This is a genomic window from Bacillus sp. FSL L8-0358, assembly GCF_038593095.1.
Lineage (GTDB): Bacteria > Bacillota > Bacilli > Bacillales > Bacillaceae > Bacillus > Bacillus subtilis.
Genome location: NZ_CP151962.1, coordinates 1,136,934 through 1,153,284, shown reverse-complemented (window position 1 = coordinate 1,153,284; position 16,351 = coordinate 1,136,934). Strand labels below are relative to the sequence as shown.

Sequence of the window (16,351 nt, the reverse complement as noted above, 5' to 3'; positions counted from 1 at the left end):
CCTAGGACATCATCAGGCGGCGTGCTGTTTCGGCTGCCGCTTTAATGCCAGTTTCCAAATCTCCAAGAGATGCATAGGAATATGACAGCCTGATGCTGTTTCGGTCTTCACCGTCATAAATGTAGCCGGGATTCACAAGCACCTGCCGTTTCAGCAATCCATAAAAGAAACGGCTGACAGGCAGGTTTTTGTGAAATGTCACCCAAATATAAAAGCCGCCTGCGGGAATCCGCCACGTGGCAATGTCCCCGGCATACCGCTCGAGAAAATGAACGGCGGCGTCTCTCCTTTCTTTAAGCTTCCTGCGTACCCAAGTCAGATGCTCTTCATAATATCCCTGTGACAGCCACTCGGCAGCCGCCCACTGGGACAGGCCGCTTGATCCGTAGTCTGTCTGCATTTTAATGTCCGCCAGCCTTTCAATAACCGGCTCCGGACCGGCAAGCCAGCCGATTCGCAGACCGGGGCTAACCGTTTTTGAAAACGTGCCCAGATACAGAATATTGCCCTCATGATCCATTGCTTTCAACGGCTGCGGCGGTTTTTCTTCAAACCATAAATCACCGTACGCATCATCCTCAATGATGGGCAGCTGCTCTTTTTTTGACAGGCTGATGATCTCTTTCCTTCGCTGCTCTGACATGACTGTGCCTGTCGGATTATGAAACGACGGAATCGTGTAAAGCAGCTGTCCTCCATATTGTTTTCGATTAGAAGAAACAAGCCCCGCTTTGACCCCTTCATCATCCATCGGCAAGCCGCGAAGCCGCATCCCAGCTGATTGAAATACATGCAAGGATTGAAGGTAGGACGGCTTCTCCGTCAAAATGACAGAATCTCGTCTTAAAAGTCCAATTGAGATGAGCTGAAGTGCCTGAAGTGCACCGGAAACAATTAAAATTGCAGACGGTGACACATGGATCTTCTTTCCTTTTAAATGGTCGGCCACTGCCTCCCGCAGCTGACGGTTTCCTTTCGGCTGCTCATATCCTAAAGACAGGGCGCCCGGATTGATTTGCTGAAACATCCGTCCAATTGTGTCAGCAGGCACAAGATCCGGTGAAAGTTCTCCAGTTCCTAATCTGATGATATCCGCTCTTGGTTCGTTCTGATTAATAGCTTGAATGATGGAAGAATTGGCGCGATGAATGCCTGAACGGACGTAATCGCTCCAATCAAGCGGAGGCTCAGCCGCCAGCACGCTCCAAGTACTGTTTACAACCTTCGTACCGCCGCCTCTTCTTCCCTCTAACAAGCCTTGAGACGTGAGTTCATCTATGGCTGCTGTGACTGTGCTGCGGTTGACTTGAAACATGTCGGCCAGCGTTCTCTGTGAGGGGATTTTCGTCCCTACAGCCCACTCTCCGTGAAGAATCTTGTCTTTCATATATTGTTCGATCTGCCGATGCAGCGGAACATCCGACTTTCGGCTTGGCTGCCATTGAGACAAGGTCATGCCCCCCTTTTTTACACATTATACATTTGGCTGGTTCCTAACCCAACCAAATGGCTGGAGACTTTAGTGACAATCTCTCTTATGATTGAAAAAAATGTGAAGGGAGCTTTTTCAGCATGAATGCAATCATTCACGGAATTGTGCTCGCGTTTGGCTTAATTTTGCCGCTGGGAGTGCAGAATGTGTTTATTTTTCAGCAAGGCGCGTGGCAAAAGCATATTTGGCGGGCTCTCCCAGCTGTCATCAGTGCTTCAGTCTGCGATACCCTGTTAATCGTATTAGCCGTTGCGGGCGTATCTGTCATTGTGCAGGAGCTGCCCGTGTTTGAGACAGTCATGATGGCCGGCGGATTTTTATTTTTGCTCTATATGGGTTGGGTGACTTGGAACAGCCGTCCGAACACAAGCCAAAATGAGAAACATACGTTCACACCAAAAAAGCAAACTGTGTTTGCGGCCGCTGTTTCTCTTTTAAACCCGCATGCCATTCTGGACACGATCGGCGTCATTGGCACGAGCTCTCTTCAATATTCGGGGCTTGAGAAATGGCTCTTTATGGCCGCCTGCATCGCTGTGTCTTGGACTTGGTTTATCAGCCTTGCAATAGCGGGCCGGTTCTTTCAGACGATAGATACGAGCGGCAGGCTTATGCTGATCGTAAACAAATGCTCTGCAGCGATAATGTGGGCAGCGGCAGGATATTTTGGGGTGTCACTCTTTTGCAAATGAAGGAGAAACAAATGAAAACACCGAATTTCTTAGAAAAGGAGGCATGCTGATGACTGATGCAAAACAGTTTTATGACTATCATTCTTGGGCAAACAAGAAAATATTTAACCATATCGAAAACCTGCCGGAGGAAACTGCCTATCAAGAAGTAAAGAGCGTATTTCCTTCTGTCAGCGACGTGCTGCTTCATATGTGCAGGGCTGACTACATTTGGCTGAATGTTCTTTCGGGAGTGGCCTACCAAGAGATTATAGACAGCGCAGGCAAATTAGAGTCCGCGCAAGGTAATATGGCAGCGATTAAACAGCACGCTGCCGAGCTGGAGTCACAGTATCATGATTTCTTCAGCCGCCAGACGGACTTAGAACAGACCTTCACAATGCAGCATCCGAAACTAGGTACACTGGAATCAACCTATGCAGACACCATCCTGCATGTCGTCAATCACGGCACTTACCACAGAGGGAACGTAACCGCCATGCTGAGACAGCTGGGCCATTCTGGCGTACCTACTGATTATATGTACTATTTATATGAGAAAAGAGAAAGCAAGGGCTAAAATGTCCTTGCTTTTTTTGCGGAAAGCCTCAAATGAAACATACTAGCTTTTACATACCGGTATAAGCACGCTTCACATCTAGCTGTACCGGCCTGCCGCTTCGAAAGGAATTGGTTGCGGCGATGCCCACTTCTAAATTGATTGTCGCATCAATATCAGTCACAATCGGTGTTTTTCCATTCCGGACACACTCGGCGAAATGCTGAAGCTCCAAGCAGTAGGCTTCATGAAAACGAGTTTGAAAGTCTGGAATGATATCAAAACTGCTCCCTTTAGCCGATAGGATGGTCACATGTTGATTTCTCAATGTCCCTATGAAAATACTGCCCTCTGTCCCGATAATCTCCGCCCGGATGTCATGTCCGTATGGAGAGGTTCTGCTTGCCTCGACGTCCCCCGCTGCGCCGGAGTCAAATTCAATATACGTCAGCGCCTGATCCACATCGCCATACTGCTCCATGAACGGATTGTTCAGAATCCTGCCGTGTCCTGAAACAGAAGTGATTTCCGCCCCTAGCAAATAACGGGCCATATCATAGTCATGGATGGAACAGTCAATAAAAATTCCACCGCTGTGTTTGATAAATTCTGCGGGAGGCGCGCCTTGGTCGCGCGTAAAGCCTTTATAATAGATAGGTTTGCCGATTTCTCCAGCGTCGATCCGCCGTTTGGCATCTGCGTATGCTGGATCGAATCGTCTCATAAAGCCGACTTGGCAGATGACACCTGTCTCTTTCACTTTTTCAGAAACTGCTCTTGATTCCTCAAGGCTTAATGTCAGCGGTTTTTCAACGAAGATCTGTTTGCCGTTCTCGGCTGCTTTGATGATCATATCACCATGTGTGCTTGTCGGCGTTACAATAATGACAGCGTCAATGCCGGGATCTTCTAACACTTCATACGGGTCCTCTGACCATTTTTCGATACCGAATTCTCTGGCAACCTGCTCCGCTCTCCCTTTTAACGGATCACTGACACTAACCAGCTTTGCTCCCGGTACACTGGTGACAAGATTTTTCGCATGATCATAACCGAGCCTTCCTAATCCTAATACAGCGCACCTTACTTGATGTTCCACGTCCCATCCTCTCCTTTAACTCATTTCAGGCTCGCTTTGAGAAAGCGCTTTCTTTTAACAGCTAAAAAAACAGCGGTTCTATCCGCTCTACCACTTTGCGCAAGCGCTTTCCCAAAAGATGATTTCATTTTACACTGCCTTTGGTTTACACGCAATATGTTTTTTTGGCTTCAACTGTCATAATGAAAAAACCCGCTCATTAGCGGGTTCATGTGTTGAGCGGTGATGTAGAATGTCTGACTACAAGTTCAGGCGGGAGCACTATTTTTTGTTTCGCCTTTCGTTTTCCCTCTATTGCTTCTGCCAGCAGTTCGATGACGCTCCGTCCCATCTCTTTTATCGGCTGGGCTACGGTTGTCAGGGGCGGAGCCGCCATTTCTGCGAGTATCGTATTATCAAAACCAATGATAGAAAGATCATCCGGCACTTTTATGCCTCTTATTCTCGCAGCTTGTATGGCGGCACAGGCCAATACGTCGTTGAAGGCAAAAATAGCAGTCGGAACGTTCCTGTCGAGCAATTTTCCCGCTTCTTCCTTGCCGCTTTCCAAGGAAAACCGCGTCTGGATGATAAGTGATTCATCAATGGGCACGCCCGCTTCCTCCATCGCCTGACGGAAGCCTTTGATTCTATTTTTTTCGCCTGTCGTTGACCCGTCTCCGATAATGCAGGCGATGTTCGTGTGGCCGAGTGACAGAAGATGCTTGGCAGCCTCATATCCGCCACGAACGTCATCTATCACAACAATATCCATCGGAAGCAGCGGCTTATCCTGAGAAATCATGGCAATCGGAATCTGTTCACTGGCGATTTCCTCCAAAGCAGACATACTGTCATGGCTTTCAATCCCTGTTGCAAAAATAATGCCATCCACCTTTTTCTGTTTCAGCACAGAAAAATACTTTGTTTCTTTTTTCGGATCGTAATCGGTGCTGCAAATCAACATTTGAAAACCGAGCTCATCCGCTCTTTCCTCAATGCTTTTGGCCAGTTCGCCGTAAAACGGATTTGAAATATCAGGCGCCACGAGAGCAATCATATTCGTTCGTTTTCCCGTTAACGCCGCGGCGTGGACATTGGGCGTGTATGCCATTTCATTCATGACATTCATGACCTTCTGCCGTGTTTTGTCGCTGATTCTCCCCGTATTGTTAATTACACGCGACACAGTTGTGATCGAGACACCCGCCGCCTTTGCCACATCGTAAATTGTTGTTTTCATGTTCATCCCTCGTCTGGTTATTGAACTTTCCGGCTGACAATTTTCCGGTATTCAATTGGTGAAATGCCTTCTATCTGCTTAAAGAGTTTTGAAAAGTATGTCGGATCTTCCATTCCGATCGTTTCCGCAATAACGCCCATCTTATCATTTGTAGAGGATAAAAGACGCTTCGCTTCTGTCATTCTCACCCGGTTCGTGTATTGTGCCGGAGTTACGCCGAGCACCTGCTGCATGCAGCGGCTCACATAATCCTGATGATAGTGAAGGGCGAGCGACAGATCCTTGATTGTCGTCTTTTCCTTATAGTGCTCCTGTAAGTACCGAGCCGCCTCCCAGGCTACCCGCTCTTTCGCAGACGGTATTTGGAACGCTTCTTTTTGAAGATGCAGCATCAGCTCCTCAAATAAGATTTGCTTTCTGAGCGGCAAATCAGAGTTTTCCGCGGAGTAATCGATCAGCTTTTCAAACTGCTGCGCCATAAACTGCGGGCGCTGCACCTTGCCTTTTCTCGGCAAGGCCAATCCGTAGCGGGCCGGCTCTTCGAAGCTCCCTTTTTCCTGCTGAAGCTCAGACCAGTTGCTGCCTCCCTTTGCCGTAAATTCATATCGATGTTCATCGAAGTGAAGCCAATAGTAGGAGGTTGCTTCATCACTGCCCTTCGTCCCGTAGTGTTCAAGACCGGGAGAAAGCAAGATGTACTCGCCGCCTTCAACAGAAAACGATGTTTCATTTTCCGTTATATATAACGTTCCCTGTTTGACATATATCAGATCAAACACGGAGAATACACGTTTCACATGGGTTTCTCCTTTTTTAAAAACCCCTTCCCCAGCTGCGATAAATACCGGAAAAGGCGGGACTGTAAACAGGATGCGAGGCATTTGAATCATCCTCCTTTTTAAGTCGGATTTTTACAAGAAGTATCGTTTCTATCCCTTTTTATTATAAGGAAATGGAGGTACACTTTAAAACGTTGATTTTATTTACGAAAGGGGTTAGACACTATGAAACAAGCTGTCTTCAAATCAACTGCTTTGAAAAAACCCGCTGACAAAACGTTCTCATTATTTTCGCTTACTTGGCCGATCTTTATTGAGGTCTCATTATATATGTTTATGGGTAATGCCGATACACTGATGCTCAGCCAATACTCGGATAACAGCGTGGCAGCAGTCGGCGTCAGCAACCAGATTTTAAATTTAATTATCGTGATGTTCAGCTTTATCGCAACAGGAACGACCGTTATCATTTCACAATTTCTAGGCTCACGGCAAAAGAAAGAAGCCATGGAAGTCGCTTATGTGTCAATCGGCGCCAACTTCTTCATCAGCCTGGCCATCAGCGCCGTCGTCTTTTTCGCGGCTGTCCCTCTGCTTCATATGATGGGATTATCAAACGCACTGATGCCTGATGCGAAAGTCTTTTTACAAGTTGTCGGAGGTCTGTCCTTTATTCAGGCTTTAATCATGACATTCAGCGCGATCTTAAAAAGCTACGGCTACACAAAAGATACAATGTTTGTCACTATCGGCATGAACATTTTAAACATTGCCGGAAACTTTGTTGTGATTTTCGGTTTGTTCGGCTTTCCTGTTCTCGGCGTTGCCGGTGTGGCCATGTCCACATCTATCGCCCGCGTCATCGGATTAATCGCGATGATTGTGATTGTCAACAAACGCATTCAGCTGAAGATGTCGCTGAAAAAAGTCTTTCATATGCATAAAGAGCATTTGCGCAAGCTGCTGAAAATCGGCATTCCTTCTGCGGGAGAGCAGCTTTCATACAACCTTTCGCAAATGATTGTCACGTATTTTATCGCCATCATGGGCGCGCAGGCGTTGACAACAAAAGTGTATACGCAAAATATTACGATGTTTATTTTGCTGTTCGGCACTGCGATCAGCCAGGGTACACAAATCTTAATCGGCCGTTATATCGGCGGCAAACAATTTGATGCCGCTTATGAGCGCTGCATGAAGAGCTTATATTGGGCACTCGGAATTGCTGCGGCTACCTCTGTTTTGATGACGATCTTTTCAAAAGACCTGATCGGACTCTTCACACAAAGCCCTGACATTATAGCAACTGCAAGCCTATTGATTGCCATGACCATTATCCTTGAACCAGGCCGCTCGTTTAATGTCATTATCATTAACTCTCTGCGGGCCGCGGGGGATGCGAAATTCCCAGTTTACATGGCAATGATTTCAATGTGGGGCATCGGCCTCCCGCTTGCTTATCTTTTTGGCATCCACCTCGGTTTCGGTCTTGCCGGCATTTGGATTTCTTTTATCGCGGATGAATGGGTCCGGGGAATCTTAATGTACAGAAGATGGCGCTCACGTATCTGGATTCAAAAAGGTATGGCGTAACACCCGGCTCAATCAAGCCCGGGTGTTTTTTAGATATCAGAGAGAATCTGCTTCACTTCGGTCTCTGTGAGAGCGAAGTGATGTTGAAATACATCGTGCTGCTTCGCCCGGATTTTTTCTAAAATAGCCCGGTACAAATGAAGAGCGGCTTTCACCGTTTTTTGAGAATACTGCGGAAATAGCGGCAAGGCATCCTGACACTCTTCAAGGTAGGCTTCTGCTTCAAAAGCGATATACTCCCACGTCATTGTGAACGCTTTATTTACGGTGCCTTTTTGGAGATCAGCCTCTGTATAGCCGAATTGCTGCATTACTTCCCGAGGGATACGGCTTTTTTGCTGTTGGCCAGTGCCGAAATCTCTCAGAATCCGAATCAGCTGAATCGCTAAACCGAGAGAACCAGCTGCATGTGTCAGCTGGTTCTGATGCCGGCGCGCCATAATCGGGAGCAGCATCAATCCGGCTGCGCCGCCTGTCTGGTATGCGTGCATGAGCAATTCATCAAGGTTTCCAAACGGTTTATCTTCCGCTTTCTGTGCGGCAATGAACTCACGGAATGGCTCGCTGTCCAGTGTAAAGGTTTGGTACGCATGGCCGAAAGCCTTCCACAAAAAATGATTCCCGTTATACGTACCGGAAAAAACATCTTCCGCCTCAGCTTCAATGGCAGATAACGCCTTCTCATCCGCATTGGCTGCCGTATGGCAAAACGCCATAACCGCCCAAGCCGCCTGCCTTTGCTTCAGCGGAAGAAACGAAAATGCTTTGTAACAGGCTGGTTCGCGGGCGCTGACGATCTGGCCGCATTGCTGATAGGCTTCTTTTATCTCTTTCATTTCTTTTCACTCCTATGTATCACTGCTTCTTCAAGTCTATTATGTTTTCTCGCAATTGTATATGAAGAAAAAGCCGATTCCTTTGAGCAGAATCGGCTTTTTCTTTATCCTTCATCAATATCAATGCGATACGCTTCAAACCATGTATGAATTTGAGCAAGATGGGCGATCAGCTGAGGCCCCTTCATGAGCTGCCCGAACCACGGCACCTTGAAGGAGGAGCCTTCCGTTTCTAAAAGCTGATCTAATTGTTTTCTGTCCAGCAAGGTATGGAGCACGGAGTCCTTTTGGCTTCTGATCGTTTTCAGCCATTCGCTGACGCCTTTTGTATATTCCGGATGATGTGTTTTCGGATACGGGCTTTTTTTGCGATACAGAATGTCATCAGGCAAAATGCCTTCAAGCGCTTTGCGCAAAATGCCTTTTTCCCGATTATCATGCATTTTCATTTCCCACGGAATATTCCAAACATATTCCACAAGCCGGTGATCGGCGAACGGCACCCGCACTTCCAAGCTCGCCCCCATGCTCATGCGATCCTTCCGATCCAAAAGGTTCGTCATAAACCAAAGCATATTTAAATAGAACAGCTGTCTTCTTGCTTTATCCACACCCGTTTCTCCGTCTAATAATGGCGTTTCTGCCAAGGTTTCTTCATATTTGGCATTTACGTATTCTTTCAGATTCAATTTTTTCTGCCATGAGTCAGAAAGCAGCTTGATCCGCTCCTCCGTTGATCTCATCCATGGAAAGCCAGACTCAACATCTGCCGTATGGAACCACGGGTACCCGCCGAAAATCTCATCCGCGCACTCTCCCGATAGGCTGACGACAAAGTCCTTTTTGATTTCCCGGCAAAACCACAGCAGGGATGAGTCGACATCCGCCATTCCCGGCAAGTCTTTGACCAGTACAGCTTCCTCCAAATGATCAACGAGATCTTTTTGGCTGATGACGCATTTGTGGTGCGTTGTGCCGAAAGCCTCTGTCATTTTTTCAATCCATGGTCCGTCATCATTCGGCTGAAAAGCGCTTGCTTGAAAATATTTATCGTTCTCTTCGTAATCAATCGAATAAGTATGAAGCGGTGCTTTTCCTTCCTTTTCAAAATGGCCCGCCGCAATCGCTGTAATTGCGCTTGAGTCCAGACCGCCTGATAGGAATGTGCAAACCGGCACATCCGACACAAGCTGCCGCGTCACCGCGTCCTGAAATAACGATCTGACATTGGCAACCGTGTCATCAAAACTGTCCGTATGTTTTTCGCTTTCAACATTCCAATAACGCCAAATATTAAGTCCGTCTTTGGAAAATGTCAGCGCGTGAGCCGGGCGGATTTCTTTTATGCCTTTAAATATGCCAGTGCCCGGGGTTCTGGACGGTCCAAGACCGAAAATTTCAGAAAGTCCCGTTCTGTCCACTCGCGCTTTTATATCAGGGTGCACGAGGATTGCCTTAATTTCTGATCCGAAGAGAAATGAAGAGCCTTCCTTCGTGTAAAAAAACGGCTTTACGCCGAGACGGTCTCTCGCGGCAAACAGCAGATTACGCTTTTCATCCCACACAGCGAAAGCGAATATGCCATTGAGATGGTCGACACAGTCTTCCTGCCATTCGATGTAGCTGTGCAGAAGCACCTCGGTATCTGACGTACGTTCGAATTGATGGCCCCGCGCCCGCAATTCTTTGCGCAAATCTTCCGTGTTATAAAGCTCGCCATTGTAAATAATGGTGTACGTATCCCCTTTATAGGTACACGCCATCGGCTGGCGTCCGCCTTCAATATCAACAACCGCAAGTCTTTTATGTCCGAATAAAACATGGTGCTCCCCCCAAACGTTTGAATCATCAGGCCCTCGTTTGGAAAGAGTGTCTGTCATTCTGTCCATCGTTTGTTTTTCCTGGACGAGCTGCTTTTTAAAATCGACCCAACCCGTGATTCCACACATGTGACATCAGCTCCAATCCCGTTTCTTTCGTAACAATTTCGTTTCTTTCAGCACCTTAGTAAGTTTATGCATCTATAGGCAGATAGTTGATTTGTCCATAAAAGAGTTGTATGGGACAGGCTTGAATTGGAAAGAAAAGAGAGGAATGAAGAAAAAGGAGACAGCATGGATGAAACGGAAACAATTGTTATATACAGAGGAACGAAAGTGGGAATACGGCACCATCCTCATTGAAGACGGCATCTGCTTAATCGAAAACGGTGAAGGCGATATACTGCTGGCGGACAGTCTCCAACACAGCCCAATCTGGATCCATCATAAAGGAAAGTGGGAACAAGCCGGCTTTCAGGACAAGTTGGTTTTGGCATGCGGGGCAGAAAACATCTCCCTTTCCGGCGGAGAACGCATCCGCTATGAGAAATCAGTCAAGCGGCCGCTCATGGCGCTTTTGGATTCGCTTGACGACGAAACCTTTCTCGCATTTCTACAGCACTTGCACAGCTTCGGCTTATCGGTATTCGATTGCGTCTTTTCTTATAATAAAGGAGTCTTTTCGAATACTTCGGCGGGGCAGGGTGTGTCCTTTTATCACTTTTCAAATGACACCGCACAATGCGCGATGCAGCATCACTACAGCAGCGAAGGGACAGGAGACCGTTTTGAATGGACGGCTTCAAACGGAAAGCGATCCATTATGTATTCAGCAGTCCAACGGGGGCGCAAATAAAAAAGCGGTGCATCGAGCACCGCTTTTTGGTTACTTTTCAACAACAACTTTTGCTTCCTTGCTTTCTTTTTTATCTGTATCCGCAGCCGTGACGTACAGCACCGTTCCGGCTTTTTGTTTTTTGATTTTCACCGAAAACGTTCCTTTTGCGTCAGCTTTGGCAGAAGCAATGACTTTCTTTGATTTGTTTTTCACTCTGATCATCGCTTTGCTGTTTGCCTTCCCTTTTACTGCCGTATCCTTCGTTTTCACCGCGTTTACTTTCGGTGTGCCGGAAGGTTTTCCTTTGACGACGACAACTTTATACGATGTTTTCGCATCGCCTTTTGTTGCTTTCACATACAGTACTTGATCCTGTTTTTGAGTCGCGATATTAACCTTGAACGCATTGTCTTTTCCGGCTTTGGCGCTGCCGAGTTTCTTTTTGCCGTTCATCACCTCGATAAGTGTGCCTTCCTTCGCGTTTCCTCTGACAGCTGTTTGAGTGCTTTCCAGCTTGTTGACCTTAAGTTGTAAATCAGCTGCGCTGACAGCCTTCATGACATTCAGCCGCCCGTAGCCTGAATGCCAGTCTACACCAGGTGTCTTCGGAATTTCAATCGGATCGCCATAATCGTCATACAACTCTTCTTTTCCGCCATCGACACTTTCAAAGGAAATATCATCTGCCGTCTTTTTCAACATATCCTCAACTTCTGTTCTTTTCAGTTTAGGATTTTGAGCAAACAGCAATCCTGCAGCAGCGGCAGCATACGGCGTCGCCATAGACGTTCCGCTCATGTACGTGACATTTCCGTTCGGCACTAAGCTCGGGATATCCGACCCTGGAGCAGAGATGTCCAGACCTTTTCCATAGTTAGAGAAATCAGCGGTCATATCCATGCGGTTCGTTGCGCCGACCGACATCACATATTTAGAAGATGCAGGATAAGATAAGGCATTTTCTCCATCATTCCCGCTGGCTGCGGCAATCAACACATTTTTGTCAGCTGCGTACTTCAAAGCAAATTCAAGCACGCGGCTGTAGCCTCCGCCTAAACTTAAATTAATCACCTTTGCTCCTTTGTCAGCAGCATATTTGATGCCGAGAGCAATTTGTTCAGTATCTCCGGAACCTGCGGAATCAAGCACTTTTACAGGGATGATTTTTGCTTTGGCATTCAATCCTGTCATTGAATAGCCGTTATCGCTTTGGGCCGCAATAATGCCTGCGACATGCGTCCCATGCCCCTGATCATCCATTGCATTGTTATTTCGTCCGACAAAATTGTGTCCGAGATCTGTTCTTACTTTTCCTTTTAAATCAGCAAGCGTGCTGTCTACGCCTGTGTCTACTACTGCAATGAGTGTATCGTTAAGCTTGCGTTTGGACAGCAATGTGTTGGCAGGCTCATATTTCACATCCGCGTTTTTGACACCGCCGTTTTCACCGTTGTTTTTAAGCGGCCATTGATAAGGGTACTGAATATCGTTTGCCAGGCTTTTGTATTCCTGTACGGGTTCCGCAAACTCTACATTGGACATCTTGGATAGTGTCGCAGCAGCGCTTTTGACCCTTTTGGCGCTTGCCGTATATGCGCCGTTCTGTTTCTCATCTTTCGGAAGTTCAAATGAATACAGATTGTCAAACAGTTTCTTTGCCTTTTTCACATTGGATATGTCTTTTTTCGATTGCGCGCTTGCAGAAAAGCCCTTCATTTCATTATGTACGGATGAGAGGCTTTTATTGTCCTTCACCTTGAAAATAACCTTTGTTGTCTGAACTTCACTTTTTGCTGCAATATTGTTTTCTGTTAAAATGGCTCCTGCTGTTTTGCCTTGCAGCTGCTTCATATTTAGTCGGTCTGCTTGTTTCTTTATCTCCTCTTTAAGGAATGACGGGACTGATTGTAAAGCTTTATCATATAGCCGGTTGATCGCTTTTTGATCCTTTTCAGTGACCTTATACGAAGATGATGCTCCGTTTTCTGACACATCGTCAAATAACGGCTTTAATGTCACAAGATCCCGATAGATTTCATTTCTTGCTGTTTTATTGAGTGCGAGCTTTGCAACGATAAACGGTGCTGCCTTGTAATAAAGGCTTGTCAGTTCTTTGCCTTCTGCTGTTTGGCTCAGCTGCTCATCACGAATCGCTCTCAACTTATCCAGGATGCCTTTTCCTGATTTCTTCTGATCGACACTCATTTCAACCGGACAAGCTTCTTCCTCTTCTAAATCTGACGGCTGTTTTTTGGTGCCTTTATACCCGATCGTATACTTGGCTTCTGTAGCTGCTTCTGCCGTTCCGCCGTCCTCTGGTTCTTCTCCGAGGTATTCAACTTTTACATAGTAAGGGCCGCTCCACGCGTATGGAAAAATGACTTCGCTTTTTCCATCCTCCGCTGTGAAAGAACGGTACATCTCAAACGTTTCATCTTTAAGCGCTTTTTCCTTACTTGGATATACAGATACATTCAGTACTGAATCACTCTTTACGGTCAGTGCCATATGTGAGTTTTTCTGAATATCCGTTGCTCCCGGGGTCACTTTGTACCATTTCACCTGTTCCGGCTCCTTCATGGCGCCTGTCTGCTCTTTGCCGTTTTCCAGAGCAGCCGCCTGATCGATCGCGCCGGCCGCTGCAGCTTTGGTTCCCGGAGAAAAAAGGCTGAAAATCAGTGCAAAAATAAGCACTGCCGCCACAACCGAGCTGAATTTTCTGCGTTTCATGTTATCCCTCCTGCAAAATAATGAATCTCCTTGAAGGTATCATAATTTCATAGGACGAGATACCGCTTACAGGGAATTTTAAGGTTATTTTAAATGATTTGGAATATGAGGGGATAAATATAAAAAAACCCAACTCTATCAAAGAGCCGGGTTCATAGGTTTTTCTATTAAAACAATTGAAAACCAATTGGCAAATGCAGACCGAGCAGCACTGTCAGCAAAAGGACAATGACGAAGCCGACCCACAGGCCTCCTGTTGATTTTTCTTTTTTCTTGCGGATGAGGAGCATTTCCATCAGGCCGATGGTGATAATGCCCAGAATCATTTTGCCGGCGTATTCTCCGTTCCAGTTGGCGAAACGGACAAACAGCTCAGCTCCTGTCAAAATAATAAGGATATAGAATAACCGCAGAATCATATGAGTGATTTTTGCGCCCTTTGCACTTCCTGACGAATACAGCGAGTAGCTGACGAAAAGCAGAATCAGCGCTACCACCCATGTCGTAATATGTAGGTGTGTCATATATGTTCCCCCTATCAGATAAATTACCCCACTTATAGTACCATGAACTTGTCCTCTGCCACAAAGATGATTATCAGAAAAAACGGGCGGGTCCGGGTCCGCCCTCCAGTTTTATTCAGCCAATTTGGTTTGACAGCGTTCCGATCGGATCAATTGTAATATCAATTTTGTCACCTGACCGCAAGAATTTTGGAGGCGTAAACCCCTTGCCGACACCAGACGGCGTACCGGTGGCAATGATGTCGCCCGCTTCAAGCGTCATCCCCTTTGAGAGGGTTTCAATTAATTCCGGAATGGAAAAGATCATATCGCTTGCCGAACCGGATTGGCGCAGCTCGCCGTTGACTCTTGTTTCAACCTTGAGGCGCTCTGGCTCCTGAATAGATGATTTATGTAAAAGCACGGGCCCCATCGGACATGTCGTATCCAAGCTTTTTCCGATAAAAAACTGCTTATGCCTTTTTTGCAGATCACGCGCCGTGATATCATTCACAATCGTATATCCGAAAACATGGTCATATGCATCTTCTTTTGAAATGCGGGTCCCGCTTTTTCCGATCACGACAGCAAGTTCTCCCTCATAATCAAGCTGAGAGGTAACCTCTTCATGGCTCTTTACGATATCACCATGCCCCGTAACCGTTATCGGCGATTTTGTAAATACCATCGGATGCTCCGGAATATCAGCCTCGCTTCCCATTTCAATCGCGTGATCCCGGTAGTTTTTGCCGATGCAGATGATATTTTTTGATGGCTTCGGAATGGGTGCATGGAGCTTCACCTCAGATAATGAATACATAAATGATCCCAGCTCATCATTCGGTTTCTTTGCCCACTCGGCCAGCTGCCTTGCATGCGCAACGAATTTATCCCCTTCTGCGATACATTCAATCAGCGATCCCGGAATCGTCTCAAGTTCAAACAGTTTTTTTTCAGCCTTTTGCAAATCCATAATTTTCTCATCGTCAATGATCAGGCCGACAAACATTCGGTTGTAAAGTTCCCCTGTCGCAAATTTCATGTTATTCCTCCATCATCTTTTAAATCAGAATGCTCCTTCATGTATTCTCTGTCGAATGCTGAAATCCCTTTTTCTCAATTCCGTTTTCATTTCGTTTCAGGACGGGCTTGCTCTACATATCATACAAATGTCGTTTTGAGAAGGAGGAAAGAATATGGAGCGCGTGCATTTATTTTTTCATCGGGAGCAGCTGAAAAGGAAAGGTACTGCCAAGGGGCTTTTCGTAACAGATCGATCTGTTTCTCCCATTCTTCTCACACAGCGTGACAGAGCGGAAAAGGCATCCTATGAAATCAGCTGGGAAAAGTCTCTGCTTGGTGAAAGGACACTTTTTTTGAATGCAGAACAGGATGATCCGTCCCTGATGCGGCGCAGACTCGCCTATTGTTTTTTTGACCAGATCGGCGTACCTGCTCCCGCTGCCTCGTACAGCTTTCTGACAATCAATGGCCAGCCTGAAGGCATTTATTTGAACATCAAGAACCATCAGCCAGCCGGTAAAACGAGTTACGGAGCAAAGACGGCCGATCCAAGGGTTCCGTTGTCCCTTTTTAACAATGATTCCTCGGCATTCTTACATGAATTTTTCATACTGATCCGCACAGCCGGAGATGACGAATTAGCTGAAAGGATTAAATTGTATCTGGATGTCAAGCTGTTTTTTTTGTGGCTGATCGGCAACGCCTGCACCAATCAAGGCTTTTACTACACATTTTGTTTAAACGAATCCGGTCGGCTTTACGTTTCCCCGATGGAGACAAGATCGCTTGCCGTACAAGAATGGTATGAAGAAGACCCGCTTCTGACAAAAGGAAAGACGCTTTCCTCAAGGCTTCTATCCATTCCCGCCTTCCGGTCGCAATATCACACCTTAATGAAAAACGTGCTGAAGCGGTCGTTTACTATTGAACGATTATCTCCTCTCATCAACGAATGGCACCTTGACATTTGTCAAAGTGCTGCTGATGATCCTTTTATCAAAAAAAGCCCCTTTCAGATCGAAAAGGAGCAGACAAACATACTTAGAGAAATTGAGGAACGGCAGGACTTTTTGCAAGCACACTTAGCAAGACTTTAGTCCTTTCTCCATTAAAAAAGGCCGCAGCAAAAATTGTCGCTTTTTTAGTCAAATTGACGAAAGGCAACCTTTTGAGCCAAAATAGGTTA

12 protein-coding genes and 2 pseudogenes are annotated in these 16,351 nt (G+C 46.4%); 5 read left to right on the top strand and 9 right to left on the bottom strand.

The genetic code is table 11. The features are described 5' to 3' along the window. Nucleotide 1 precedes the first annotated feature (1 nt). Entirely contained in the window at nucleotides 2-1,456 is a 1,455-nt protein-coding gene (locus NYE49_RS05925; RefSeq protein ID WP_080344183.1) for a PLP-dependent aminotransferase family protein, read from the bottom strand. A gap of 66 nt (nucleotides 1,457-1,522) precedes the next feature. On the opposite strand from NYE49_RS05925, the pseudogene NYE49_RS05920 reads away from it, so the two are divergent. After that, nucleotides 1,523-2,184: pseudogene (locus NYE49_RS05920) on the top strand (LysE/ArgO family amino acid transporter). A 49-nt stretch (nucleotides 2,185-2,233) separates the two neighbouring features. Continuing rightward, nucleotides 2,234-2,743 (top strand): DinB family protein, encoded by a 510-nt coding sequence (locus NYE49_RS05915; protein WP_047182401.1) that lies wholly within the window; start codon nucleotides 2,234-2,236, stop codon nucleotides 2,741-2,743. A gap of 49 nt (nucleotides 2,744-2,792) precedes the next feature. On the opposite strand, the gene iolX is transcribed toward NYE49_RS05915, so the two are convergent. From iolX to NYE49_RS05900, 3 genes are all read right to left on the bottom strand, one after another. Beyond that, nucleotides 2,793-3,821, bottom strand: coding sequence for a scyllo-inositol 2-dehydrogenase (gene iolX, locus NYE49_RS05910; protein WP_047182400.1), 1,029 nt, complete (start codon nucleotides 3,819-3,821; stop codon nucleotides 2,793-2,795). Nucleotides 3,822-4,029: 208 nt separating this feature from the next. Continuing rightward, nucleotides 4,030-5,043, bottom strand: a complete 1,014-nt coding sequence (gene degA / locus NYE49_RS05905; protein WP_047182399.1) for a transcriptional regulator DegA — start codon at nucleotides 5,041-5,043, stop codon at nucleotides 4,030-4,032. A gap of 17 nt (nucleotides 5,044-5,060) precedes the next feature. Beyond that, nucleotides 5,061-5,924 carry an AraC family transcriptional regulator gene (locus NYE49_RS05900; protein WP_015483064.1) on the bottom strand — a complete coding sequence of 288 codons (864 nt, stop codon included), beginning with the start codon at nucleotides 5,922-5,924 and terminating at the stop codon, nucleotides 5,061-5,063. Between the two features lie 123 nt (nucleotides 5,925-6,047). Here NYE49_RS05900 and NYE49_RS05895 point away from each other — a divergent pair, with 123 nt between their 5' ends. After that, nucleotides 6,048-7,415, top strand: coding sequence for an MATE family efflux transporter (locus NYE49_RS05895; RefSeq protein ID WP_014476390.1), 1,368 nt, complete (start codon nucleotides 6,048-6,050; stop codon nucleotides 7,413-7,415). 29 nt (nucleotides 7,416-7,444) lie between these two features. Here the strand turns inward: NYE49_RS05895 and NYE49_RS05890 are convergent. Together NYE49_RS05890 and asnB are read right to left on the bottom strand one after the other, a co-directional pair. Next, a pseudogene (locus NYE49_RS05890) lies at nucleotides 7,445-8,274 on the bottom strand (phytoene/squalene synthase family protein). A gap of 81 nt (nucleotides 8,275-8,355) precedes the next feature. Continuing rightward, nucleotides 8,356-10,200, bottom strand: coding sequence for an asparagine synthase (glutamine-hydrolyzing) (asnB, locus tag NYE49_RS05885; RefSeq protein ID WP_047182398.1), 1,845 nt, complete (start codon nucleotides 10,198-10,200; stop codon nucleotides 8,356-8,358). A gap of 145 nt (nucleotides 10,201-10,345) precedes the next feature. On the opposite strand from asnB, the gene NYE49_RS05880 reads away from it, so the two are divergent. Beyond that, nucleotides 10,346-10,927: a DUF2777 domain-containing protein gene (locus tag NYE49_RS05880; protein WP_072692655.1), complete on the top strand. Its 582-nt coding sequence runs from the start codon at nucleotides 10,346-10,348 to the stop codon at nucleotides 10,925-10,927. 30 nt (nucleotides 10,928-10,957) lie between these two features. On the opposite strand, the gene wprA is transcribed toward NYE49_RS05880, so the two are convergent. From wprA to NYE49_RS05865, 3 genes are all read right to left on the bottom strand, one after another. After that, nucleotides 10,958-13,639 (bottom strand): cell wall-associated protease WprA, encoded by a 2,682-nt coding sequence (gene wprA, locus NYE49_RS05875; RefSeq protein ID WP_047182397.1) that lies wholly within the window; start codon nucleotides 13,637-13,639, stop codon nucleotides 10,958-10,960. Between the two features lie 167 nt (nucleotides 13,640-13,806). Continuing rightward, nucleotides 13,807-14,163 carry a YisL family protein gene (locus tag NYE49_RS05870; RefSeq protein ID WP_003244937.1) on the bottom strand — a complete coding sequence of 119 codons (357 nt, stop codon included), beginning with the start codon at nucleotides 14,161-14,163 and terminating at the stop codon, nucleotides 13,807-13,809. A 115-nt stretch (nucleotides 14,164-14,278) separates the two neighbouring features. Further along, nucleotides 14,279-15,184, bottom strand: a complete 906-nt coding sequence (locus NYE49_RS05865) for a fumarylacetoacetate hydrolase family protein (protein WP_174616629.1) — start codon at nucleotides 15,182-15,184, stop codon at nucleotides 14,279-14,281. 154 nt (nucleotides 15,185-15,338) lie between these two features. Between NYE49_RS05865 and NYE49_RS05860 the strand changes: the two genes are divergently transcribed. After that, nucleotides 15,339-16,262, top strand: a complete 924-nt coding sequence (locus tag NYE49_RS05860) for a CotH kinase family protein (RefSeq protein WP_015383296.1) — start codon at nucleotides 15,339-15,341, stop codon at nucleotides 16,260-16,262. Nucleotides 16,263-16,351: the final 89 nt, after the last annotated feature.